The sequence below is a fragment of the Nocardioides sp. SR21 genome (genome assembly GCF_022761125.1).
GTDB lineage: Bacteria > Actinomycetota > Actinomycetes > Propionibacteriales > Nocardioidaceae > Nocardioides.
Map to the genome: position 1 here is coordinate 449,947 of NZ_JAKWJR010000001.1, position 22,163 is coordinate 472,109.

24 protein-coding genes are annotated in these 22,163 nt (G+C 71.9%); 14 read left to right on the forward strand and 10 right to left on the reverse strand.

Going from position 1 to position 22,163, the window contains the following annotated elements:
* Positions 1–35 precede the first annotated feature (35 nt).
* The 5 genes from MJ604_RS02305 to MJ604_RS02325 are packed head-to-tail and all read left to right on the forward strand — an operon-like array spanning position 36 to position 4,463.
* Positions 36–1,151, forward strand: a complete 1,116-nt coding sequence (locus MJ604_RS02305) for a cell envelope integrity protein TolA (RefSeq protein ID WP_243056659.1) — start codon at positions 36–38, stop codon at positions 1,149–1,151.
* Positions 1,152–1,178: 27 nt separating this feature from the next.
* The gene (locus MJ604_RS02310) at positions 1,179–1,691 is read left to right on the forward strand and encodes a hypothetical protein (RefSeq protein ID WP_243056660.1); all 513 of its coding nucleotides are present in this window, start codon (positions 1,179–1,181) and stop codon (positions 1,689–1,691) included.
* A 4-nt stretch (positions 1,692–1,695) separates the two neighbouring features.
* The gene (locus tag MJ604_RS02315) at positions 1,696–2,196 is read left to right on the forward strand and encodes a gluconokinase (RefSeq protein WP_243056661.1); all 501 of its coding nucleotides are present in this window, start codon (positions 1,696–1,698) and stop codon (positions 2,194–2,196) included.
* Positions 2,196–3,551, forward strand: coding sequence for a GntP family permease (locus MJ604_RS02320; RefSeq protein WP_243056662.1), 1,356 nt, complete (start codon positions 2,196–2,198; stop codon positions 3,549–3,551). The genes MJ604_RS02315 and MJ604_RS02320 overlap by 1 nt, the downstream gene beginning before the upstream one ends.
* A 21-nt stretch (positions 3,552–3,572) precedes the next feature.
* Positions 3,573–4,463, forward strand: a complete 891-nt coding sequence (locus tag MJ604_RS02325; protein ID WP_243056663.1) for a DUF1707 domain-containing protein — start codon at positions 3,573–3,575, stop codon at positions 4,461–4,463.
* Here MJ604_RS02325 and MJ604_RS02330 read toward each other — a convergent pair.
* Positions 4,460–5,122, reverse strand: coding sequence for a hypothetical protein (locus tag MJ604_RS02330; RefSeq protein WP_243056664.1), 663 nt, complete (start codon positions 5,120–5,122; stop codon positions 4,460–4,462). The genes MJ604_RS02325 and MJ604_RS02330 overlap by 4 nt on opposite strands.
* Before the next feature lie 125 nt (positions 5,123–5,247).
* Here MJ604_RS02330 and MJ604_RS02335 point away from each other — a divergent pair, with 125 nt between their 5' ends.
* Entirely contained in the window at positions 5,248–5,775 is a 528-nt protein-coding gene (locus MJ604_RS02335; protein ID WP_243056665.1) for a GrpB family protein, read from the forward strand.
* Here MJ604_RS02335 and glgA read toward each other — a convergent pair.
* Positions 5,732–6,919 (reverse strand): glycogen synthase, encoded by a 1,188-nt coding sequence (gene glgA / locus MJ604_RS02340; protein WP_243056666.1) that lies wholly within the window; start codon positions 6,917–6,919, stop codon positions 5,732–5,734. The two genes, MJ604_RS02335 and glgA, sit on opposite strands and share 44 nt — an antisense overlap.
* A gap of 37 nt (positions 6,920–6,956) precedes the next feature.
* Between glgA and glgC the strand changes: the two genes are divergently transcribed.
* Positions 6,957–8,201 (forward strand): glucose-1-phosphate adenylyltransferase, encoded by a 1,245-nt coding sequence (glgC, locus tag MJ604_RS02345; RefSeq protein WP_243056667.1) that lies wholly within the window; start codon positions 6,957–6,959, stop codon positions 8,199–8,201.
* On the opposite strand, the gene MJ604_RS02350 is transcribed toward glgC, so the two are convergent.
* A complete protein-coding gene (locus MJ604_RS02350) occupies positions 8,198–9,622 on the reverse strand; it encodes a cell wall metabolism sensor histidine kinase WalK (RefSeq protein WP_243056668.1) in 1,425 nt (474 codons plus the stop codon). The genes glgC and MJ604_RS02350 overlap by 4 nt on opposite strands.
* Before the next feature lie 47 nt (positions 9,623–9,669).
* The gene (locus MJ604_RS02355; protein WP_243056669.1) at positions 9,670–10,236 is read right to left on the reverse strand and encodes a mismatch-specific DNA-glycosylase; all 567 of its coding nucleotides are present in this window, start codon (positions 10,234–10,236) and stop codon (positions 9,670–9,672) included.
* 54 nt (positions 10,237–10,290) lie between these two features.
* Here MJ604_RS02355 and MJ604_RS02360 point away from each other — a divergent pair, with 54 nt between their 5' ends.
* The gene (locus MJ604_RS02360; protein WP_243056670.1) at positions 10,291–10,686 is read left to right on the forward strand and encodes a hypothetical protein; all 396 of its coding nucleotides are present in this window, start codon (positions 10,291–10,293) and stop codon (positions 10,684–10,686) included.
* On the opposite strand, the gene MJ604_RS02365 is transcribed toward MJ604_RS02360, so the two are convergent.
* From MJ604_RS02365 to MJ604_RS02380, 4 genes are all read right to left on the reverse strand, one after another.
* Positions 10,675–11,175: an RNA polymerase sigma factor gene (locus MJ604_RS02365; RefSeq protein ID WP_243056671.1), complete on the reverse strand. Its 501-nt coding sequence runs from the start codon at positions 11,173–11,175 to the stop codon at positions 10,675–10,677. The two genes, MJ604_RS02360 and MJ604_RS02365, sit on opposite strands and share 12 nt — an antisense overlap.
* Positions 11,172–11,699 (reverse strand): hypothetical protein, encoded by a 528-nt coding sequence (locus MJ604_RS02370; protein WP_243056672.1) that lies wholly within the window; start codon positions 11,697–11,699, stop codon positions 11,172–11,174. The genes MJ604_RS02365 and MJ604_RS02370 overlap by 4 nt, the downstream gene beginning before the upstream one ends.
* Before the next feature lie 88 nt (positions 11,700–11,787).
* Positions 11,788–13,017: a phosphodiester glycosidase family protein gene (locus MJ604_RS02375; protein WP_243056673.1), complete on the reverse strand. Its 1,230-nt coding sequence runs from the start codon at positions 13,015–13,017 to the stop codon at positions 11,788–11,790.
* A gap of 52 nt (positions 13,018–13,069) precedes the next feature.
* Positions 13,070–13,792 (reverse strand): matrixin family metalloprotease, encoded by a 723-nt coding sequence (locus MJ604_RS02380; RefSeq protein ID WP_243056859.1) that lies wholly within the window; start codon positions 13,790–13,792, stop codon positions 13,070–13,072.
* Positions 13,793–13,868: 76 nt separating this feature from the next.
* Here MJ604_RS02380 and MJ604_RS02385 point away from each other — a divergent pair, with 76 nt between their 5' ends.
* The 3 genes from MJ604_RS02385 to MJ604_RS02395 are packed head-to-tail and all read left to right on the forward strand — an operon-like array spanning position 13,869 to position 16,304.
* Positions 13,869–15,023 carry a site-specific DNA-methyltransferase gene (locus MJ604_RS02385; RefSeq protein ID WP_243056674.1) on the forward strand — a complete coding sequence of 385 codons (1,155 nt, stop codon included), beginning with the start codon at positions 13,869–13,871 and terminating at the stop codon, positions 15,021–15,023.
* Entirely contained in the window at positions 15,020–15,856 is an 837-nt protein-coding gene (locus tag MJ604_RS02390; protein WP_243056675.1) for an oxidoreductase, read from the forward strand. Before MJ604_RS02385 ends, MJ604_RS02390 begins: the two co-directional genes overlap by 4 nt.
* Positions 15,857–15,860: 4 nt before the next feature.
* Entirely contained in the window at positions 15,861–16,304 is a 444-nt protein-coding gene (locus MJ604_RS02395) for a VOC family protein (RefSeq protein WP_243056676.1), read from the forward strand.
* Between the two features lie 52 nt (positions 16,305–16,356).
* On the opposite strand, the gene MJ604_RS02400 is transcribed toward MJ604_RS02395, so the two are convergent.
* Positions 16,357–17,757, reverse strand: coding sequence for a wax ester/triacylglycerol synthase family O-acyltransferase (locus MJ604_RS02400; protein WP_243056677.1), 1,401 nt, complete (start codon positions 17,755–17,757; stop codon positions 16,357–16,359).
* Between the two features lie 184 nt (positions 17,758–17,941).
* Between MJ604_RS02400 and MJ604_RS02405 the strand changes: the two genes are divergently transcribed.
* The 3 genes from MJ604_RS02405 (at position 17,942) to MJ604_RS02415 (ending at position 20,513) form a co-directional block, all read left to right on the forward strand.
* Complete coding sequence (locus MJ604_RS02405; protein ID WP_243056678.1) at positions 17,942–18,253, forward strand: hypothetical protein; 312 nt, start codon at positions 17,942–17,944, stop codon at positions 18,251–18,253.
* Between the two features lie 95 nt (positions 18,254–18,348).
* Positions 18,349–19,446: an aromatic acid exporter family protein gene (locus MJ604_RS02410; RefSeq protein WP_243056679.1), complete on the forward strand. Its 1,098-nt coding sequence runs from the start codon at positions 18,349–18,351 to the stop codon at positions 19,444–19,446.
* Complete coding sequence (locus MJ604_RS02415) at positions 19,443–20,513, forward strand: DNA polymerase IV (protein ID WP_243056680.1); 1,071 nt, start codon at positions 19,443–19,445, stop codon at positions 20,511–20,513. Before MJ604_RS02410 ends, MJ604_RS02415 begins: the two co-directional genes overlap by 4 nt.
* A 519-nt stretch (positions 20,514–21,032) precedes the next feature.
* Here the strand turns inward: MJ604_RS02415 and MJ604_RS02420 are convergent.
* Positions 21,033–22,163 (reverse strand): glutamate--cysteine ligase, encoded by a 1,131-nt coding sequence (locus tag MJ604_RS02420; protein WP_243056681.1) that lies wholly within the window; start codon positions 22,161–22,163, stop codon positions 21,033–21,035.

Here is a 22,163-nt window from a genome sequence, read left to right on the forward strand (position 1 = left end):
GGGGGAGGGCAGTTCTCGGCGCGGCGGTGATCGCGATGGTTCCGCTTGCGCCGGCGACGGCGGACAGCACGGTCGTGGTGCACGGGACCGCGTTCCCGAGCGGTCGCGCCGCGCAGCTGTCGTTCGTCGGCTGTGAGAACCCGTACCTCCGCGCGCCCGAGCAGCCGCAGCCGTACGTCGGCATCGGCCCGGAGCAGGCGCCCGCGGGCACCCGCAGCCTCGGCTACGACGCCGCGGGCGGCAACGCGGTCGGCTCGGTGCACTACGTCGACTCGATGCTCAAGACCACCGTGGCCGGCATGTCGGTGTACGCCCCCGACGGCGCCTCCGGCGTGACGTACGCCGGCTACCAGGAGCCGGCCGACTGGGGCACCGGCAAGGTGTGGTTCGGCCGCGCCGCGCTCACCGCGCCCGCCGGGAGCTGGACCCGCGTCGACGCGGCCGGGCTGGCGTTCACCTGGGCCAAGTACGACATGCTCTCGCAGCGCCGCCTCGACCAGACGGCGCCCGCGACGAAGATCGCGGCGTTCGTCAAGGCGCACGGCGGCGACGGTCCCGGCTTCTTCACGATCGGCTTCGGCTGCGACGGCCGCGCCTTCAACATGGACGCCTGGCGGATCGGCGGTCCCGCCGGGGTCACGACGTACGACCTCGAGGGGCTCACCACCTCGACCTCGATCAGCGGCCCCGACGGCGCGATCGACGCCGGCCAGGAGGTCACCCTCCGCGGCGCGGTCGTCGACAACACCGGCGCGGCGATCCCGGGCGCGCGGCTGGTGCTGGAGTCGCAGGGCCCGAACGGCGGCTGGTCGCTGGTCGAGGGTGCGGGGGGTGCCGACCCGGCCCTGACCGTGGCGCCCGAGGTGACCACGACGTACCGCTGGCGCTTCGTGGACCGACCGCTCGCCGAGGGCAGCGCGTCGGCGCCGTTCACGGTCGAGGTGCGCAAGGCGGAGGAGCAGCCGCCCCAGAAGAAGGCCCCGGAGAAGGCCCAGAAGAAGCCCGAGCAGAAGGCCGAGCCGAAGGCCGAGAAGAAGCCCGAGCAGAAGGCCGAGCCCAAGGCCGAGCAGGACGCTGACCAGGAGCCCGAGCAGGAGCAGGTCCAGGAGCAGGACCTGGAGAAGGACCAGCAGGCGCGTCGCCACCGCTAGCCGGGTCCGGCTGCCTACGGTGATCGGATGCGTCGTCTGATCCCGAGCCCCGCGATGGTCGTCGCGCTCCTGGCGCTGCTGCTCGCCACGGGCGGCGTCGGGTACGCCGCCGGCCAGATCCGCACGCAGGACATCCGCGACGGCGCGGTGACCAGCCTCAAGATCCGCGACGGTGCCGTCGCGCCCGCCGACCTCGACCCGTCCACCCGGTCGTCGATGCGGGCGCGGGCGTGGGGGAACGTGAACCTCGAGGCGGAGCTGGTGGGGTCGCGGACCAAGGGGTTCGCGTCGGTGACCCGGCCGCGGACCGGCGTCTACTGCCTGACGCTGAGCGACGGCACCCTCGACCCGGCGACCACCGCCCCGGTGGTGACGGTCGACTGGGACGCGTCGGCGGCGCCCAACATCGCGGCGTACCTCTCGCCGTCGGCGCACCAGTGCCCCGAGGGCGCCGACCTCGGCGTACGGACCTACGCGTGGGCGGCCGGGCGCAACAGCAAGCTCGCGGACACCGTCGCGTTCACCATCGTCGTACCGTGAGGGCATGCATCCCCTTGTCGTGATGGGTGTCTCGGGATCGGGCAAGTCGACCGTGGGCGCTGCGATCGCGCAGCGGCTGCGGGTGCCGTTCGAGGACGCCGACGACCTCCACCCGCCCGAGAACATCGCCAAGATGAGCGCGGGTCACGCGCTCGACGACTCCGACCGCTACCCGTGGCTGGAGGCGGTCGGTCAGTGGCTCGCCGACCATCCCGACGGCGGCGTGATGGGGTGCTCGGCGCTGAAGCGGAAGTACCGCGACCAGCTGCGCAGCCACGTGCCCGGGCTGCAGTTCCTGATGCTCGAGGGCAGCCGCGAGGTGATCGAGCGCCGGCAGGCCAGCCGGGCCGGTCACTTCATGCCGGCGTCGCTGCTGACCTCCCAGTTCGCGACCCTCGAGCCGCTGGAGCCGGACGAGCACGGCGTCGTGCTGAGCGTCGACCAAGGTGTGGACCAGATCGTGCAGGGGTATGTGGACGTCATGTCTCGGGATGCAGAGAGCTGATGGAGGTCGTCGAGCCGGTAGCGGCAGGTTGGCAGCTGATCACAGCGGCCCTCGCCGCGATCGCGCTGATCGTCGTCCTCATCACGGTCGTCAAGGTCCACCCGTTCCTCGCGCTGATCCTCGGCGGCCTGACCGTCGGCATCGTCGCGGGTGAGAACGTCAACGACGTCCTGGTGTCCTTCACGACCGGGTTCGGTACGACGGCCGCGGGCGTCGGTGCGCTGATCGCGCTCGGCGCGATGTTCGCGAAGCTGCTCGCCGACTCCGGCGGGGCCGACCAGATCGTCGACACCATCGTCGGCAAGGCGTCGCCGCGGATGCTGCCGTGGGCGATGGCCGCGGTCGGCGCGATCATCGGTCTGCCGATGTTCTTCGAGATCGGCCTGGTGCTGCTGATGCCGGTCATCTACCTGGTCTCGCGGCGCGCGCAGGTCTCCCTGATCACCGTGGGGATCCCGGCGCTGGCCGGCCTGTCGGCGATGCACGGCTTCGTGCCGCCGCACCCGGGACCGGTCACCGCGATCGACTACCTCGGCGCCGACCTCGGGGTCACGCTCGCGCTGGGCATCCTGGTCGCGATCCCCACGATCGTCGTGGCAGGGCCGCTGTTCGGCACCCTTGCGGGTCGCTGGGTGGTCGTCGAGGCGCCCCCGACGTGGGACTCCCCGGACCGCGACGACAGCAACCGGCCGTCGTTCGGGGTGACCATCGCGACGGTGCTGCTGCCGGTGGTGCTGATGCTCAGCAAGGCCGTGGCCGACATCGTCATCGACGACCCGGACGACATGGTCCAGCAGGTCTTCGACGTGATCGGCAACCCCTTCATCGCGCTGCTGATCTCGGTCATCGTCGCGATGCTGACCTTCGGCGTCGGCACGGGAATGAACCGCCAGAAGATCTCCGACACGGTCGGGAGCTCGCTCGGGCCGATCGCCGGCATCCTGCTGATCGTGGCTGCGGGCGGCGGCTTCAAGCAGGTGCTCATCGACACCGGTATCGGCACCCTGCTCGCCGACTGGGCCTCCGAGAAGAACATCTCGGTCCTGCTGCTCGCCTGGTTCATCGCCGTCCTGATCCGCCTGGCCACCGGCTCCGCGACCGTCGCCACGATCACGGCGAGCTCGCTGATGGTGAACCTGGTCGACGGGATGTCGACCGGCGAGGTCTCGCTGGTGGTCCTGGCCGTCGGAGCCGGCTCGCTGTTCTTCTCGCACGTGAACGATGCGGGTTTCTGGCTGGTCAAGGAGTACTTCAACATGACCGTCGGCCAGACCATCAAGACCTGGTCGCTGATGGAGACCGTCCTGTCGGTCAGCGGTCTGGTCGTCGTGCTGATCTTGGGGATCTTCATCTAGGTACGGCACTACGGTGCTCTCGTGACCCAGAAGGCACGCGAGAGCGACCGCAACGCCGCGATCACGCTCGTCCAGTCGGCGTTCGCCGTGGGCGAGATCATCGAGGCGGACCGTGACAAGCGCATCGAGCAGCTGCAGCTGGCGCAGACGCTCGACGAGATCCGGATGATCACGCACGACATCCAGTCGTCGGCGCCGGAGGTGCCCGAGGCGCCGGCCGCCGACCCGATCCCGCTGGCGCAGCCGGCCGAGCCGCCGCCGTACGTCCCGTACGGCCCGCCGGCGACGACGCCCGAGGCCGACTTCCCGACGCTGCAGCAGGTCCAGGCGGCCCAGGGCACCCCGAAGCTGTCGAAGGCGGTCGTCCTGGTCCCGCTCGCGGTCGTGCTCGTCATCGCCGTCGCGCTGATCGGCGGCATCGTCGCGCTGGCGGGGGAGGGCTCGGAGGAGGGCTCGGGGCCGCTCGGCCTCGGGTCGGAGCCGGTCGACGTGCTCAGCGAGGACGGCTACCGGGACCTGCTCGACGCGGTGCGGAACGAGACCGGGGACACCACGGCGTTCTCGGCGGTGCTCTACCCGACGTACGCCGTCGTCGAGCTGCCGGTCGACGCGACCACCCAGCGCGAGGCGTACTGGTACTGGGACGGCAGCGAGCTGACCGACAACGACACGAAGAGCGCGTCCAGCTTCCCGCGCACCGACCTCGCGCAGATCGACGCGGCGCTGATCGTGGACCTGGTCGAGCAGGTGCGCACCAAGGTCGAGGACCCGACGTCGTGGTACGCGATCGTGCGCGCGCCGGACAGCGACCGGGCGGTCGTGTGGGCCTACGCGTCGAACGAGTACCAGGAGAGCGAGTACATCGGCGCCCGCCGTGACGGGACCATCACGTACGACTCGACGGAGAACTAGAACCCGTAGAGGTAGCGGCTGCTCGGCACCAGCTCGAGGTTCTCGCCGGCGCCGAAGCGGGCCACGCTCGCCATCAGCTCGGTGAGCCGGCGGTTGAGCTTCGCGTCGTCGCCGCCACTGCCGTAGAACGCATGCATGTCGGTGATGCCGGCGCTCGGGAACAGCTCCTCGACGAGGGCGTCGATGTGCGGCGCGTCCGCGGTCACCGCGCCGGTGACGATGTTCTGGACGTAGCCGAACGTCGCCTGCGTGCGGATCGCGACCGGCGTGTGGTCGACCATCCAGATCCGCAGCCACTCGTCGCGCGGGAGCGCCTCCGGGCGGCGCAGGATCGCGACGTTCGCCAGCGCGTCCGCGCGGCTGCCGTCCCACGCCTCCGGCGGGTCGAGCCGGCGCCGCTCGTCCACGGCGTACCCGTGGACGCGACCCACCTCCGCCAGGGTCGTGGCGACCGCGGCCGGGTCGACCCCCCAGGTGCTGACGATCGCGCCGACCGGCGCGTCGAACTGGCCGAACCGCATCGCGCCCGCCACCGGCTCGTCGTCGACGTTGAGCTGGACGCGGTCCACCCCCGCCTCCGCCAGCCGCGCGTGCAGCGCCGGGTCGTGCAGCGTGGTCGCCAGGTCGTCGCCCCACAACAGGAACATGTTCTTGTTCACGGGGTGACGGTAGCGGTCGGTTTCACCGGTGCACCGGTGAAACCGGCACTTCTCAGCGGTTGCAACGGCTGAGAAGTGCCAGGAAAGGCTGACCAGTCCGCCCGGGAGGGTGCGATCCTGCCCGGGTGCGCCGCGACCCGATCGTGATCCAGCCGTACGACGCCGCCTGGCCCGCGCGCTTCGAGGAGCAGCGCGCGGTCCTCGAGCCGGTCCTCGGCGTGCCGGTGCACCACATCGGCTCGACCGCGGTGCCGGGGCTGCCGGCCAAGCCGATCATCGACATGCTCGCGGTCGTCGAGGACCACACGAGGGTGCCAGGCGAGCGTCTCGAGAGCGCCGGTTGGGTCCACGCGCCCGAGCCCGGCGACGAGGAGCAGCGCAAGCTGTCGTACTGCCATCCCACGGTCGAGCACCGCACGCACCACCTGCACGTCATCGAGCACGACTCCGACGGCTGGCGGGACTGGCTGCTGTTCCGCGACTACCTCTGCGAGCATCCGGACGAGGCCGAGCGCTACGCCGCGCTCAAGCGTGAGCTCGCGGCGCAGGACGACACGGACCGTCCCCGCTACCGGGCGGGCAAGGCGCCGTTGATCGCGGAGCTGATGGTCACAGCACGGAGCGGTAGACCTCGACCGTCCGCTCCGCGATAGCGCCCCACGAGAACGACGCGATCGCCCGCTCACGTCCGGCGCGGCCCATCTCGGCGGCCCGCGCGGGGTCCGACACGACCGCGTTCAGCGCGGCGGCGAAGTCGGCGACGTACTGGTCCGGGTCGAGCGGCGCGCCGGTGCCGTCGGTGGCCTGCGTGATCGGCACGAGCACGCCGGTCGTGCCGGCGACGACCACCTCGGGGATGCCGCCGGTCGCGGTCGCGACGACGGCGGTCTCGCACGCCATCGCCTCGAGGTTCACGATGCCGAGCGGCTCGTAGATCGACGGGCACGCGAACACCGTGGCGGCCGTCAGCAGGGCCACCACGTCCGCACGAGGCAGCATCTCCGGGATCCACACGACCCCCGACCGCGAGTCGCGCAGACCGGCGACCAGCCCCTCGACCTCGGCCAGGATCTCCGGCGTGTCCGGCGCTCCGGCGCACAGCACGATCTGCACGTCCGGCGGCAGCTCCGCGCACGCGCGCAGGAACAGCGGCAGCCCCTTCTGGCGGGTGATCCGCCCGACGAACACCACCGCCGGCCGATCCGGGTCCACCCCCAGCGAGCGCACCCGCGCAGGGTCCACGCGCGGCGACCAGTCGTTCGTGTCGATGCCGTTGTGCACGACGTGCACCCGCGCCGGGTCGACAGCGGGGTACGACGCGAGCACGTCGTCGCGCATCGCCGCCGACACCGCGATCACCGCGGCGGCCGCTTCGTACGACGTCCGCTCGACGTACGACGAGACGGCGTACCCGCCACCGAGCTGCTCGGCCTTCCACGGCCGCAGCGGCTCGAGCGAGTGCGCGGAGACGACGTGCGGGACGCCGTGCAGCAGCGAGGCGAGGTGCCCCGCGAAGTTCGCGTACCAGGTGTGCGAGTGCACGAGATCGGTGCCCGCGCACGCGTCCGCGATCGCCAGGTCCACGCCGAGGGTGCGCAGCGCGGCGTTCGCGCCGGCCAGCTCCGCGAGGTCGGCGTACGACGAGGTCAGCTCCTCCGAGCGCGGCGCGCCGAACGCGCGCACGTGCGCCGCGACGTCGGGCCGGGAGCGCAGCGCGCGCACGAGCTCCGCCACGTGGACGCCGGCGCCTCCGTAGACCTCAGGTGGGTACTCCTTGGACAGGACGTCGACTCGCACGCTCCCGAACCTATCCCTCCACCGTTAGGTTGTGACCATGGTCAGCTCCCGGAAGAAGGTCCTCGCGATCGTCCTGGCCGGGGGCGAGGGCAAACGCCTGATGCCGCTCACCGCCGACCGGGCCAAGCCCGCCGTGCCGTTCGCCGGCATCTACCGGCTGATCGACTTCGCGCTGTCGAACGTCGTCAACAGCGGCTACCTCCAGGTCGTCGTGCTGACGCAGTACAAGTCGCACAGCCTGGACAAGCACGTCACCCAGACCTGGCGGATGTCGACGATGCTCGGCAACTACGTCGCGCCGGTCCCCGCCCAGCAGCGGGTCGGCAAGAACTGGTACCTCGGCAGCGCGGACGCGATCTACCAGTCCCTGAACCTGATCCGCGACGAGAAGCCCGACATCGTCGTGGTGGTGGGCGCCGACCACGTCTACCGGATGGACTTCCACCAGATGGTGAAGGCGCACACCGCCAGCGGTGCCGCGTGCACGGTCGCCGCCATCCGGCAGCCGATCGAGATGGCCGACCAGTTCGGCGTCATCGACGTCCATCCCGACGACCCGTCGAAGATCCGCGAGTTCCTGGAGAAGCCGACCGACCCGGTCGGCCTGCCGGACAGCCCCGGCGAGGTGCTCGCCTCAATGGGCAACTACGTCTTCGACGCCGACGCGCTGGTCGAGGCGGTGACCCGCGACGCGACCGAGATCGGCTCGAAGCACGACATGGGCGGCGACATCGTCCCGTCGTTCGTACGCCGCCAGCAGGCCGGCGTCTACGACTACAAGGACAACGACGTGGCCGGCTCGACCGACCGCGACCGCGGCTACTGGCGCGACGTCGGGACGCTCGGGTCGTACTACGCCGCGCACATGGACGTCGTGTCGCCGCTGCCGATCTTCAACCTCTACAACTTCGACTGGCCGGTCTACACGTCGTACGGCCCGCAGCCGCCGGCCAAGCTGGTGCAGGGTGCGGCCGGGGTGAAGCCGAAGGTCGACGAGGCGGTGCTCTCGCCCGGCGCGGTCGTGATCGGCGGCAAGGTGAAGCGGTCGGTGCTGTCGCCCGGCGTGTTCGTCCAGGACGGCGCCGAGGTGAACGGCGCGGTGCTGATGAACGGCGTCCGCGTCGGGCCGGGCGCGGTGGTGCGCAACGCGATCATCGACAAGAACGTCGTGGTCCCGCCGGGTGCGGAGATCGGGGTGGATCTCGACGCCGACCGGGCGCGCGGGTTCGTCGTGGAGGACGGCCTGACCATCCTCGGCAAGGACCAGGTGTTCCCGGCCTAGCCGGCCAGGGGCAGCCGCATCCGGAAGGTCGAGCCCTCACCGAGGGCGCTGTCGACGGTGATCGTGCCGCCGTGCGCGTCGACGATGGTGCCGGCGATGTCCAGGCCCAGCCCCGTGCCGGGGATGTGCTGGACGGTCGCGCACGAGCTGCGGAAGAACCGGTCGAACACGTGGGGGAGGTCCGCCGCGGCGATCCCCATGCCGGTGTCGCTGACCTCCAGGTGCAGCTCCCGGTCGCAGTTGCTGAGCGCGATCCGTACGGCGTCGCCGCACGAGCTGTACTTCACGGCGTTGGAGAGCAGGTTGTCGATCACCTGGCGGATCCGCTTCTCGTCGACCAGCGCGAGCACCCGCTCGGGCAGCTCCGAGCTGAGGTCGACGCCGGCGCGGCCGGCGTGCGGGCGTGCCGCCTCGGCGGCCTCCCGGGCGACGCGGGCAACGTCGACCTGGGCGCGCTCCAGCGTCAGACCGGACTCGGTGAACTGCGCGATCTCGAGCAGGTCCGAGACCAGGGACTGCAGGCGCATCGCGTTGCGGCGTACGACCTGCAGCTGCGAGCGCGCGCTCGACGGGAGCTCGTCGTTGTCGACGAGGATCTCCAGGTAGCCGAGCACGGAGGTCAACGGCGTCCGGAGCTCGTGGGACATCGAGGTGACGAAGTCGTCCTTCACCTTCATGGCCCGCATCAGCTCGGTGATCTCGTGATACGCCAGCGCGGCGCCGAGCCGCTCGCCGGAGGGGCTGCGGACGGTGCGGGCGGAGGTGATGAAGGCGCGCCGGTTCTGCTCGTCGGTGCCGACCCAGGTGGTGAGGTCGTCGAACTCCTCGCCGTGCATGGCGAGGTACGTCGGCAGCTCCTCGCGCTTCAGGACGGTCCGGCCGTCCGCGGCGAAGATCTGCCCGGGCAGCCCGGCGCGGCCGTCGTGGCCGTCGGGGTGGGCGACGTCGAGCGCCTCGGCGTGCCGCCGGTTCATGCGCACGTACTTGCCGTCCGGGCCGATCAGCACCAGCCCCACGCGGACCGCCTCGAAGATCGCCTCGAGCTGCTCCTCGCGGACCTGTTGCTCGGTGATGTCGAGGATCTGCGTGACGAAGTGCTGCGGCGACCCGTCGGGCCTGTGCATCAGCGTGACCGAGAGGTCGGCCCACACGATGTGCCCGTCGGCGTGGAAGTAGCGCTTGCGCACCCGGTAGGAGTCGATCTCGCCGGCCAGGGCGCGCCGGAAGTTCGTGGTGTCCTTGTGGAGGTCGTCGGGGTGGGTGATGTCCTGGAACCGGCCGCTGGTCAGCTCCACCGCGGACCGGCCGAGCATCTCCTCGAAGGTGCGGTTCACCGCCAGCAGGCGGCCGTCCAGGCCGACCTTGGCCATGCCGAGGGGTGACTGCTGCACCGGCAGCTGCCACAGGTCGGGTGCCTCCACCTCGAAGGAGTCGGCATCCGTGGGGCCGACCTGAAGGTTTCGGGCCCTCAGATCACGCCGGCTGCGCGCGCCGCCTCCCCGTAGGCGACCGCCAGCGACGCCACTGTCTCGTGCGCGTTGAGCCCGCTCGGGTTCGGCACGATCCAGAGCTCCGCGCCGGCGAGCGTCTCGTGCTGCTTCCCGAGCACCGCCTTCCTCCGGCCGAACGCGGTGCGGTACGCCGTGATCCCGGCGATCGCGACCACCTTCGGCGAGGTGCGGCGTACCGTCGCCTCGAGCTCGGCGCCCCCGGCGCGCAGCTCCTCGTCGGTGAGCTCGCTGGCGCGCGCGGTCGCGCGGCGCACGATGTTGGTGATCCCGATGCCGCGGGCGCGCAGCCGGTCGCGGTCGGCGTCGGTCATCCCCTCGGAGGGGCTGATCGGGTCGGTGATGATCCCGGCCGCGAGCAGCGCGGGGTAGAAGCGGTTCACCGGGTGGGCGAAGTGGGTCTGCGTCGCGGCGGTCCAGAGGCCGGGGTTGATGCCGACGAACAGCAGCCTGAGGTCGGGTCCGAGGAGGTCGGGCACCTCCTTGTCGCGGTACGACTCCAGCTCGGCGCGGGTGAAGCGGGGCACCCGCGCAGCCTGCCATGTTCGGAACCCGCACTCTCCGGGCACCGTCCCATCACCATGCGACGAACACTCGGAACGCTCGCACTCCTGCTCGCGGTCACCGGTTGTGGAAGCGACACCGGCGCGGACTCGCCGCCCGTCGAGGCGGCCCCCGAGGTCATTCTCGTGTCCGCCACCGCCGGCGGCGGGGAGGGCGAGGCGGTGGCGACCGACGTCAGCGACGACGCGGACCTGGCGGCGTACGTCGCGCAGTTCGACGACGCGTTCGCGACGGAGGTGTCGGAGGCGGCGCGGAGGCTCGACGGCGACGTCGTGCTGGCGCAGGTGGTGTCGGTCGGCTGCGACGTACCGCCGGCCGCGACCCTGCAGGACGGCGTGATCGTCGCGGAGAAGGTCGCCGACCCGAAGCAGGAGTGCTTTGCGCCGGTGACCACCGTCGCCCTAGCCGGCTGAGTCGGCGCCGACCTCGGCGAGCGCCTCGCGCAGGGCGTTCCGTGCCGCGGCGTAGCGGGTCCGCGCGGTCGACGCGTTGAGCCCGAGCAGCTCGGCCGCCTGGGCGACCGTCATCCCGTCCCAGTGGATCAGCATCACGAGCTCGCGGTGCGCGTCGTGCAAGCGGAGCACGGCGTCGCGGACCGTGTGCCGCTCGGTGTCGTCGGGTACGGCGTCCGCGGTGATCTCGGCCCGCAGCCGGTCGGCCAGTCGGTGCCGCCGCGTCGCCCCGCGCCGGTGGTTGGCGAGCACGTTCGCGGCGATCGTGAACAGCCACATGCGCTGCCGCTCCGCGTCGGCGGGGCACGCGCCGGCCCGGCGCCAGGCCTGGAGCATCGTCTCGCCGAGCAGGTCGGCCGCGTCGTCGTGGACCACGACGCGGCGGTCGAGGTAGCGCAGCAGGTCGTCGGCGGTCGCCTCCAGCGCCGCCTGCACGCGGTCGGCGCTCACAGCACGTCCTCGCAGTCGGTGGCGAGCGCGACGGTGACGGCATGCGTCGAGAGCCCCTGCCGCGACAGCGCCTCGAGCAGCCGGTCGTTCAGCTCGACGAAGGTCTCGTCGGCGGTCAGCCCGTCGAGGGTGCTGTCGTCGAAGTCGCGCAGGAACTCCGCGGCCGCTGCGGTCGCGGCCGCCCGGTCCTTCGCGGACACCGGGTGCTCCGGGTCGCGCAACGCCCGCGGCGCGTAGGTCACCTCGCAGCCGACGCCGGACTCGTTGGTGACCTGCCGGGTCGTCGCGTCCGGGTCGTTCCACCAGCCGGCCAGGGAGCCCGCGGCCGCCGCCGCGCCGGCACCGCCGATCAGGGCGACCGACAGGGCCGCTGCCCCCACGCCGGTCCGCCGCCGCCGCTGCTGCTTCCGTGCGGCGCTCCTGGTCTCCGCGATCAGCTGCGCCATCGCCGCGTCCGTGGCCGGCGTCGGCCGGTGCCGGGTCGGGTCGCTGGCAGCGAGTCGGTCGTCGAGGTCGGTGTCCATGGCTGTCTCCCGTCAGTGTGGCTTCTCGACCACCACATGTCCGGGACGCGGCGTTCTGTCTGCCCCCAGGGGCCGACTCGTCGTCGGGCTAGCTCCTGGGCGGGGAGTAGGTGACCTCGATGGCGTTGGCGACCGAGCGCAGGAAGCCGTCGGAGGGCTGATTCAGCACCTTCGTCCGGGTGCCCCGCCTGCCGACCATCGTCGAGGAGCCGCCGCCATCGAGGTTGACCGCCTCGTCGGCGCCGAGATCGACCATCAGGTTCGCCAGCTCGACCATGGTGTAGCCGCGGCTGCGGCTGCTGCGGCCGTCGACCACCAGCAGCAGCACCTCGCCGGTGTCGGAGTCGATGCCGATCGCGGTGCGCGGATGCATCTCGCTGTCGTCGATGGCGCGGATGATCCCGTCGTTGACCAGGAACCGGTTGCCGCTGATCGCCATCTGCGGGTTGCCGGCGAGGGCGCGGCGTACCGACACCCGGGTGCCGACCGGAAGCTCGCGCCGCAGCAGGGCGGCGCTGTAGCCACGGCCGACGATCACCAGGCCGGCGATGTCCTTGTCCTCGCTGAGCTTGCGCCGGTTCATCACGACGCGGCCGTTCTCGACGGTGACCTGACGGACGTTCTCGCGCTGGCCCTGGGTCACGCCGTAGCCGGCGGTGCGGCCCCAGCGGTGGGTGTAGATCCCGATGCCGCCGGGCGTGACGAACGGCGAGTTGAGGTTCGTGATCGTCAGGTCGCGGTGGAACCGGATCTTCGCGGTCATCGGCAGGTCGCCGATGCCGGCGCGCCCGCGGCGGTCGATGTAGAAGGCGTTGTTCCAGCCGCCCTGGCGCGCGTGCAGCAGCCCGAGCTGACGGTCCTTGCCCAGGCCGAGCGGCGCCCCGGTGTGCCCGATGTCGTAGAAGTCGCCGTTGACGCCGGCGATCGCGCGGTTCTTGGCGAGGATCGCGGGCACCGGCGCGGTCCGGCGTACGGCGCCCATGCTCGCGTAGTCGATCTTCAGGCCGGGCGTGCGCGGGTCGATCGTGAGCAGGTTCGCGACGATCGGCCCGCGGGCGTCGGTCTGGGTCCAACGGCGGAACTGCACGCCGGGCGCGACCTGCCAGGACGCCATCAGGGTCTGCGTCGACCGGCCGCCGAACAGCGGCTCCGGCGGGGGAGGCGTGCCGGGCTCGTCGCCCGAGGTGTGCTCCGGGTGGAGGGAGCGATGGTCACGGTGGTGATCCGCGGGCGCGCCGACGGGACCGGCGAGGGCCGGCGCGGCGGCGAGGAGGCCGCACGCGGCGATGGCCGCGGTGACCGTCAGGCGGATATGCACCTGATCAAGGTTAAGTGTCGAGATCGCCCGGTTGGGGAGGTCGGCCGCCGTGTCACCGGCAGGGGCCGCTGCCCAGGACGGCCAGGCCGTCGAGGTCGCCGGCGCCGAGGGTGCTCCGGCTGGTGGTCTCGGCGTACATCAGCTGACCCGGGTCGTCGACGTGGTCGAGCCCGACGACGTGCCCGAGCTCGTGCGTGAGGACCGCCTGCCGGAGCGTCTGGCCCATGTCGGAGAACGGATCCCGGTCGAGCACGACCACGCCCGTGACGTAGGTGAGCCGGTCCCGCTCGAGGTGCGCTGCCTCGGCGCCACCGACCCCGGCCACGTCGCCGGCGAGGTCTGGGACCTCCTCAGGGGTGGCCCAGCCGATCAGCACCGGAGCGGGAGTCGAGTCGAGCGGCCCGCTGCGATCGCTGAACCGGCGGTCGTCGGTGGTGCCGGCGTACGAGAACTCCAGACCGGTCGCGCGGCTGACGTCGGCGACGGCGGCGCTGACGACCTCGGTGTACCCCGCGGGTGCACCGTCGGGGTTGACGACGTACCGGATCTCCCGGCACGGGTCCCACGTGACCGGCTCGCGGCCGTCGGGCTGGACGACGGCGAACTCGTAGCCCGCGCCACCGCTCGTGGTGATCGTGAACGTGAGGTCCTGCCCGATCCCGAGCATGCCGCGGAGCTGCTCGCCGGTCGTCGTGGGGTTGAACACCACGACGAGCGCCGTCAGCGCGGCAGTCAGGAGCAGCGACGAGCGTGTCCGCCCGTGCGCCGAGAGCATGCGGAACACCGCTCGATTGTCCGGCCTGCGGGCGATCCGCGCCGGATATCGCAAAAACCTTCACTAGTGTCGGCGCGTGGGTCAGCCGTGGAACACGTTCGTCGAGGGGGACAACCTCGACGTGCTGCCCCGGCTGGGCCAGCCCGTCGACCTGATCTACATCGACCCGCCGTACAACACCGGCAACGACTTCGCCTACCGCGACGACCACGGCACCCATGCCGCCTGGGTCGCGATGATGCGGCCACGTCTGGAGGCGGCCCGCGGCGTGCTCGCGGAGACGGGCGCGATCTTCGTGAGCATCGACGACAACGAGGCGGCGTACCTCCGGCTGCTGATGGACGACGTGTTCGGTGAGGGGAACTTCCTCGCCCAGGTGGTCGTGAACCTCAACCCCAAGGGGCGCCAGCTCGGCGGCGGGTTCGCGACCAGCCACGAGTACCTGCTCGTGTACGCCCGCGACGCGCGCAGCACCGTCCTCGACGCGACGACGACCGACACCGTCGACGAGCGGGACTTCCCGCTGACCGCGCCGGACGGCCGCCGGTTCCGGCACCTGCCGCTGCGCAACACCAACAAGAAGTTCAACCCGGTCACCGCGCGGACGCTGCACTTCACGATCTGGGGCGACCCCGACAGCGGGCTGGTGCGGACGGCGCCGTTCGAGGGGGCGGTGGAGATCGGGCCGGTGTTCGGCGACGGTACGCCGGCGGTGTGGCGGTGGAGCCGGCCGCGCATCGACGAGCGGCCCGACGACCTGGTCTGCCGGCGGGTGAAGGGCCGCGAGGGCGAGCGGATCGACGTGTTCCAGCGCGACTGGCTGCACCCCGGCCGGCGCAAGAAGCTCCGCACTGTCTGGCTGTCCGAGGAGGTGGGGTCCACAGACACCGCGGTCGCCGAGCTCAAGGCGATCGTCGGCCACGTCTTCGAGTCGCCCAAGCCGACCGGCCTGATCCGGCGGATCCTCGGCACCATGCCCGACGACGTCGTCGTGCTCGACTTCTTCGCCGGCAGCGGGACGACCGGCCACGCGGTCGCGCTCCAGAACGCCGAGGACGGCGGCACCCGGCACTGCATCAGCATCAACTCCGCCGAGCCGACCCGCGACGGGTCCAACGCCCGCAACGCCGGGCTGCTCACCGTCGCCGACATCACCCGGGCCCGGTTGCGAGCCGTCGCCGAGACGGTGGGTGGCGGGTTCGACGACCGAGGCGGCACGATCGAGCCATGAGTCGTTCCGGCAAGGGCCGCGTCGCACTGGTCACCGGTGGTTCCAGCGGGATCGGGAAGGCGACCGCGTTCCGCCTCCGCAAGGCCGGCTTCGACGTGTACGCCGTCGCGCGCCGCGTCGACAAGATGGCCGGGCTCGAGAAGGACGGCATCCACACGTTCCACATGGACGTCACCGACGACGCGTCGATGACCGCCGGCGTCGAGCGGATCCTGGCCGAGACGGGCAGGATCGACGTACTCGTGAACAACGCGGGGTACGGCTCGTACGGCGCTGTCGAGGACGTGCCGATCGACGAGGCCCGACGGCAGTTCGAGGTCAACGTGTTCGGGCTCGCCCGGCTCACGCAGCTGGTCACGCCGTCGATGCGCGATCGGCACCGCGGCCGGATCATCAACATCTCCTCGGTGGGCGCGGTGATCTACGAGCCGTTCGGCGCGTGGTACCACGCCACGAAGTTCGCGGTGGAGGGCTTCAGCGACAGCCTGCGCGTCGAGCTGCGGCCGTACGGCATCGACGTGGTGATCGTGCGGCCGGCCGGCATCGTCACGGAGTGGAACCAGATCTCCCGCGACGGGCTCGTCGAGACCAGCCGCGGCGGCGTCTACGAGGAGCGCGCCGCCGCCGCAGCGCGGACCCTCAAGCGCGTCGACAACCGGCTGCTCTCCAGCGGGCCGAGGGCGGTCGCGAAGAAGGTGGCCAAGGCCGCGACCGCCGGCCACCCTCGCACGCGGTACCCCGCCGGGCGCGGTGCCCGGATCATCCCCCTGGCCCGGCAGGTGCTGCCGGACCGGATGTTCGACCTCGTCCTCGAGCGCGTCTACCTGAGGTGACCCGATGCCCGTGACCTACCAGCTCGTCATCGACTGCGCGTCGGCCGACGTGCTCGCCCGCTTCTGGGCCGAGGCGCTGCACTACGTGCTCGAGCCGCCGCCCGACGGCTACGACTCGTGGGACGACTTCTACCGCTCGATCGGGGTGCCCGAGGACGAGCTCGGGCTCGGGGCCGACTCGATCTCGGACCCGAACGGCGAGGGCCCGCGGATCTGGTTCCAGGTCGTGCCCGACGCGAAGACGGTGAAGAACCGCCTGCACATCGACATCCACGCGAGCGGTGGCCGCAGCGAGTCGCTGGACGTCCGGCGCGAGCGGGTCGAGGCCGAGGCCGCGCGGCTCGTCGCGCTCGGCGCGACGCGGCTGCACGCGAACGCCGAGGAGGGGCTCGACCACTACGCGGTGGCGATGCTCGATCCCGAGGGCAACGAGTTCGACATCAACTAGTGGCCCTGTGTGCGCGAGGCGCACACAGGGCCTTGGATGCGGGCACCAGCCCTCAGGCTCCGGCTGCCTTCTCCAGCGCCTTCACCTCGTCGTCGAGGTGGACCAGCAGCCGCTGGAGGTGGGGGAGGGTGCGCCGGCAGCCGGTCAGGCCGAAGCCCAGGTTGCCGTCGTACGAGATGCAGGTGATGTTCAGCGCCATCCCGTTGATCGGGATCGACAGCGGGTAGTGGCCGACGAGCTTGGCGCCGTTCCAGTACTGCGTCGAGCGCGGGCCCGGGACGTTGCTGATGATCAGGTTGTACGGCGGTCGCACCAGGCCCGACACCCGCAGGATCGGCGCGATGATCGCCGGCGCCTGGCCGAGCGCGCTCATCGCCATGATCTGCGCGGACGTCATGCCGGCCAGTGCCTCCTTGCCGGCGTTCATCGACGCGGAGATGTCGAGCAGCCGGTCGAGCGGGTCGACGAAGTCGGTGCCGAGCCGGCACATGACCGAGCCGACCGCGTTGCCGCCCTCGGTCGAGGCGATGTGCGACTCCTTGGCCTTCAGCCCGACCGGCACCATCGCGACCAGCGGGGTGTCCGGGAGCGCGTCGAGCTCCAGCAGGTAGCGGCGTACGGCGCCGCCGCACATCGCGAGCACGACGTCGTTGATCGTGGTGCCGGTCGCCGAGCTGATCGCGCGCAGCCGCTCGATCGGCCAGTCCTGCGCGGCGAAGCGGCGTGACGAGGTGATCTTCTGGTTGAAGATCGTGCGCGGTGCGTAGAGCGAGACCGACGACGTCTCGTTGCGGACGCTGCGCGAGAGGGTCTTGATCAGCGCCCCGGGCATGCCGGCGGCCTCGGCGGTGATGCCGAGCGCGGTCCGCATCGCCTGGGTGGAGATCTCCCCGAACCCGCTGTCGTCGGGCTCCCGCGGCGGGCGGTCGCGGCGGGTGCGCGCGTCCCAGGGCGGCGGCATGTCGCGCAGGTCCGGGTCCGGGGTCAGCGTGCTCTGCACGAGCCGCATCGCGGAGACGCCGTCGACCAGCGCGTGGTGGACCTTGGTGTAGAGCGCCACCCGGCTGTCGCGCAGGCCCTCGATGATGTAGGCCTCCCACAGCGGCCGCTCCCAGGCCAGCCGGGTGCCGTGGATCCGGCCGCACAGGTCGAGGAGCTCGCGGATCCGGCCCGGCTTCGGCAGCGCGTTGTGCCGGACGTGGTGCTCGATGTCGAACTCGTCGTCCTCGACCCACACCAGCTGGCCGGCGGTGGTGAGGGAGCGGTGCGGCCGCCGGAGGAACAGCGGTGCGATCTCGTCGACGTCGCGCATCGACTCGTAGAGCTCGCGACCGTAGTTGCGGCCGGCGCCCTCGGGCTTCTCGAACAGCTGGAGCCCGCCGACGTGCATCGGCATCGAGCGGTTCTCGGTGAGCAGGAACGCCGCAGCGGTCGGGTCGATCGGTGTGACCACGGGTGCTCCCTCCCTGTTGTGTGCCGCCGACTATGGCCGCTCCGGCCACCAACCGTCCACAGTGCCGCCTCCGACCACCTTCTCCACAGCGCGCTCTCCCCACACCCCGCACCGTCCGCGCCCGCTCCTAGCGTCGCTCCTGCGTCGGACCCTCCGGCGCAGGAGCACTCACTCGGGAGCAGCCATGAAGAGGTTCGCCAGCTTGGCCCTGGTCGTCGGCATCTGCGTGGGAGGGCTGGGTGCGGCGGCGCTCGCGGCCGCCGGCCCACCGCCCGGCGACACCATCGTGGAGGTCACCGGAGACGCCGCGAACGGCTTCGAGATCCGCTACTACGACGGCACCGAGCTGTTCCCGCCGACCGACTCCGAGGCGCGCGCGGAGTGCGGGGAGTACGACGCCCGCGCCGACCGGATCCGGTGCCGCGTCGAGGTCCGCACCTGGTACCGCGACCTCGCCGACCTCCGGCAGGCGCTGGAGTGGGCGCACGCCCAGTGACGGCCCAGTGCCGGCCCCGTGATGGCCCAGGGATGGCCCGGTGACAGCGCGGTGATGGTCATGGACCTTGCCACCGCCATGGCAGGATCGCGTTCATGGAGGCGGGACCACTCGACCGGGCGTGGCTCCGCAGCCGGACGTCCGTCCGGGCGCGGGTCGCCCGGCTGGACTCCAAGCGCTGGCAGATCGGGCAGTGTGCGATCGCCGCGGGGCTCGCCTGGCTGATCGCCGCGGACCTGTTCGGCCACCCGACCCCGTTCTTCGCGCCGGTCGCGGCCGTGGTCGCGCTCGGCACGTCCTACGGCCAGCGGCTGCGCCGGGTCGCCGAGGTGACCGTCGGCGTCGCGGTGGGCGTGTTCCTCGCCGACCTGCTGGTCGTGCTGCTCGGCTCGGGCGCCTGGCAGATCGGGCTGATCGTCGCGCTGTCGATGTCGGCCGCCCTGCTGCTCGACGCCGGCCAGCTGTTCGTGACCCAGGCCGCCGTGCAGTCCATCGTGGTCGCCTCCCTGGTCCCCGACCCGGGGGACGCCTTCCTGCGCTGGACCGACGCGGTGATCGGTGGGCTGGTCGCGCTCGTGGCGGCCACGGTCGTCCCGGCGGCGCCGCTGCGGCGCCCGCGCGAGCAGGCAGCCGTGGTCATGCGGAAGATCTCCGGCCTGCTGCGGGCCGCCGGGGAGGTGATGGACGACGGTGAGGTCGGGCGCGCGATGGCGCTGCTGGCCGACGCGCGGTCGACCGACTACCTGATCCGCGAGCTGCAGTCCGCGGCCGACGAGGGCCTGTCGGTGGTCGACTCCTCGCCGTTCCGGGTCCGGCACAAGGACAACCTGCGCCGGATGGTCGACCTCGTCGACCCGCTCGACCGCGCGCTGCGCAGCACCCGCGTGCTGGTCCGCCAGACCGCGGTCGCGGCCTACCACCGGCGGCCGGTGCCCACGTCCTACTCCCTGCTCGCGCTCGACCTCGCCGACGCCGCCGACGCGGTGGCCGCCGAGCTGGCGGAGAACCGGATGGCGGTCGCGGCCCGGCCGGCCGTCCTCGCCGTGGGGGAGGCGACGGGCCACGTGGAGCGCAGCGAGGTGCTGGCCGCGGAGGCCGTGCTCGCCCAGCTGCGCTCGGTGGTCGTCGACCTGCTGATGGTCACCGGCCTCGACCAGCTCGAGTCCACGGACGCGCTGCCGCCACCACGATGACCCAGCAGTGGGTGCTGCACGTCGACCTCGACCAGTTCATCGCCGCGGTCGAGGTGCTGCGCCGCCCCGAGCTGGCCGGCCTCCCGGTCGTGGTCGGTGGTCGTGGGGATCCCACCGAGCGCGGTGTCGTCGCGACCGCGTCGTACGAAGCGCGGGCGTTCGGCGTCGGCTCGGGGATGCCGCTGCGGATCGCGGCCCGCAAGTGTCCCGACGCGGTGTTCCTCCCCGTCGACCACGAGGCCTACAACGTCGCGTCCGACGAGGTGATGGCGACCCTGCGCGGCCTCGAGTGGGGCGGGGTACCGGTCGTGGTCCAGGTGCTCGGCTGGGACGAGGCCTTCGTCGGGGCCGGCGAGGGACACGGCGACCTCGGCGATCCGATGGAGCAGGCCGAGCGGATCCGCGCCGCGGTCCTGGACGCCACCGCGCTGCACTGCTCGGTCGGCGTGGGCGACAACAAGCTCCGCGCGAAGATCGCCACCGACTTCGGCAAGCCCCGCGGTGTCTGGAGGCTGACCGCCGAGAACTGGTTCGAGGTGATGGGCGACCGGCCCACGACCGCCCTGTGGGGCATCGGCTCGAAGACCGGCAAGAAGCTCGCCGCCCTCGGCATCGACACCGTCACCCAGCTCGCAGAGTCCGACGCCCGCATCCTCGCCGCCGAGATCGGCCCGACCATGGGGCCCTGGTACCACCGCCTCGGCCGCGGGGTCGACACCAGCGCCGTCGACGCCTCGCCCTGGGTCCCCCGCGCCCACGGCCGCGAGGAGACCTACCAGCAGGACCTCGAGGACTGGGCCCAGGTGGCCGAGGAGGTGCGCACGCTGACCCGCCGCGTCCTGGCCGACATCGACCGCGAGGGCCGCCCCGCCGCCCGCGTGGGCCTCAAGATCCGCTTCAAGCCCTTCTTCACCGTCAGCCGCAGCCTCACCCTCCCCGCTCCCACCAACGACCCCACCACCCTCGCCGACGCCGCCGTCTCCCTCCTCGACCGCGTCGAGCAGGACCGCCCCGTCCGCCTCCTCGGCGTCCGCCTCGAGATGACGCCCCCACCCGAGGGGTACTGAACCCATCTCCCAGGAGGCACGACCGAGGAGCGGGTGCGGCAACAAGTGCCCTCGGAGGCGCTCGGCGCCGACGAAGGAGCGTCATATCGAGGCGTGCCGAGAGCGAAGACGCCCCCACCCGGGGAGTACTGAACCCATCCCCACCCAGGAGGCACGACCGAGGAGCGGGTGCGGCAGGAGGAGACGCCGAAGGCCCTCGGGGGCACCCGAACGAGCGTCAAACCGAGGCGTGGCGAGAGCGAGGACGCCCACCCGGGGAGTACGGAACCCATCCCCACCCAGGAGGCACGACCGAGGAGCGGGTGCGGCAACGAGTGCCCTCGGAGGCGCTCGGCGCCGACGAAGGAGCGTCAAACCGAGGCGTGGCGAGAGCGAAGCGGAGACACGGCGAGGTAGCGACGAGGAGGCGGCGAAGCCGCCGAAGAGGGCACGAGAGCACCACACCAGGAAGCCGACGAGGGAGACAACGACCCGCCCCGCCGCGCAGCGGCGGACCCTCCCGCCGCGCAGCGGCGGAACCTACTTCAACCCGTCCCGCAGCTCCCGCACGACCGAGTCCACCACGGCCACCAGGTCGCCCTCCGACGCCTCGGCAACGGCCCGCTGCCGCTGGTACGACGCTCCCCGCCGCGGGATCTCCGCGACCGCGGCCAGCTCCTCCGAGCACCCGAGCCGCTCGGCGATCGGCGTGAGCCGTTCGAGCAGGTCGGCCAGGTCGTCGGTGACCAGCCGCTCGTTCGAGTGGGCGTCGACGATGACGATCGCGTCCAGGCCGTAGCGGGCGGCTCGCCACTTGTTCTCCTGCACGTGCCACGGCGGCATCGTGGGGAGCGTCTCGCCCGCGGCCAGCCGGCCGTCGAGATCCACGACCAGGCAGTGCATGAGCGCGACCAGCGCGCCGAGCTCCTCGATGTTCGAGACCCCGTCGCAGACGCGGTTCTCGATGGTGCCGAGGTTCGCCGCGGGCCGCACGTCCCACCGGATCTCGCTGAGCACGTCGATGACTCCGGTCGTGAGCAGGTCGCCGGCGTACGACTCGAACTCCTCCCACCGCTCGAACTGGAACGGCAGCCCGGCGGTCGGCAGCTGCTGGAACATCAGCGCGCGGTTCGAGGCGTACCCCGTGTCGAGGCCGGCCCAGATCGGCGAGGACGCCGAGAGCGCCTGCAGGTGCGGGTAGTAGTTCAGCAGCGACGACAGCACCGGCATCACCCGGTCACGGTCCGGCATTCCGACGTGCACGTGCACGCCCCAGATCAGCATCTGCCGGCCCCACCACTGGGTGCGGTTGATCAGCTCCTCGTACCGGTGCCCCTCGCTGAGCTGCTGCGCCGACCACGACGCGAACGGGTGCGTGCCGCCGCCGTACAGGTCCACGCCCAGGTCGTCGCCAGCCGGGATCACGGCCTCGAGCGTGCCGCGCACGTCGGCCATCGCCTCGGGGACCGTGCGGCACACGCCGCTGACGATCTCGACGGTGTTGCGCAGCAGCTCCTTGTGCAGCTTGCTCGGGTCCGGCAGCCGCGGCTTCGCCCGGGCAAACAGGTGCGTCGCGTCGTTGCGCAGGTCGCGGGTACGCCGGTCGACGAGGGCGAGCTCCCACTCGACGCCGAGCGTCGGCTCGGGACTGGCGTGGAAGTCGATGCGCAC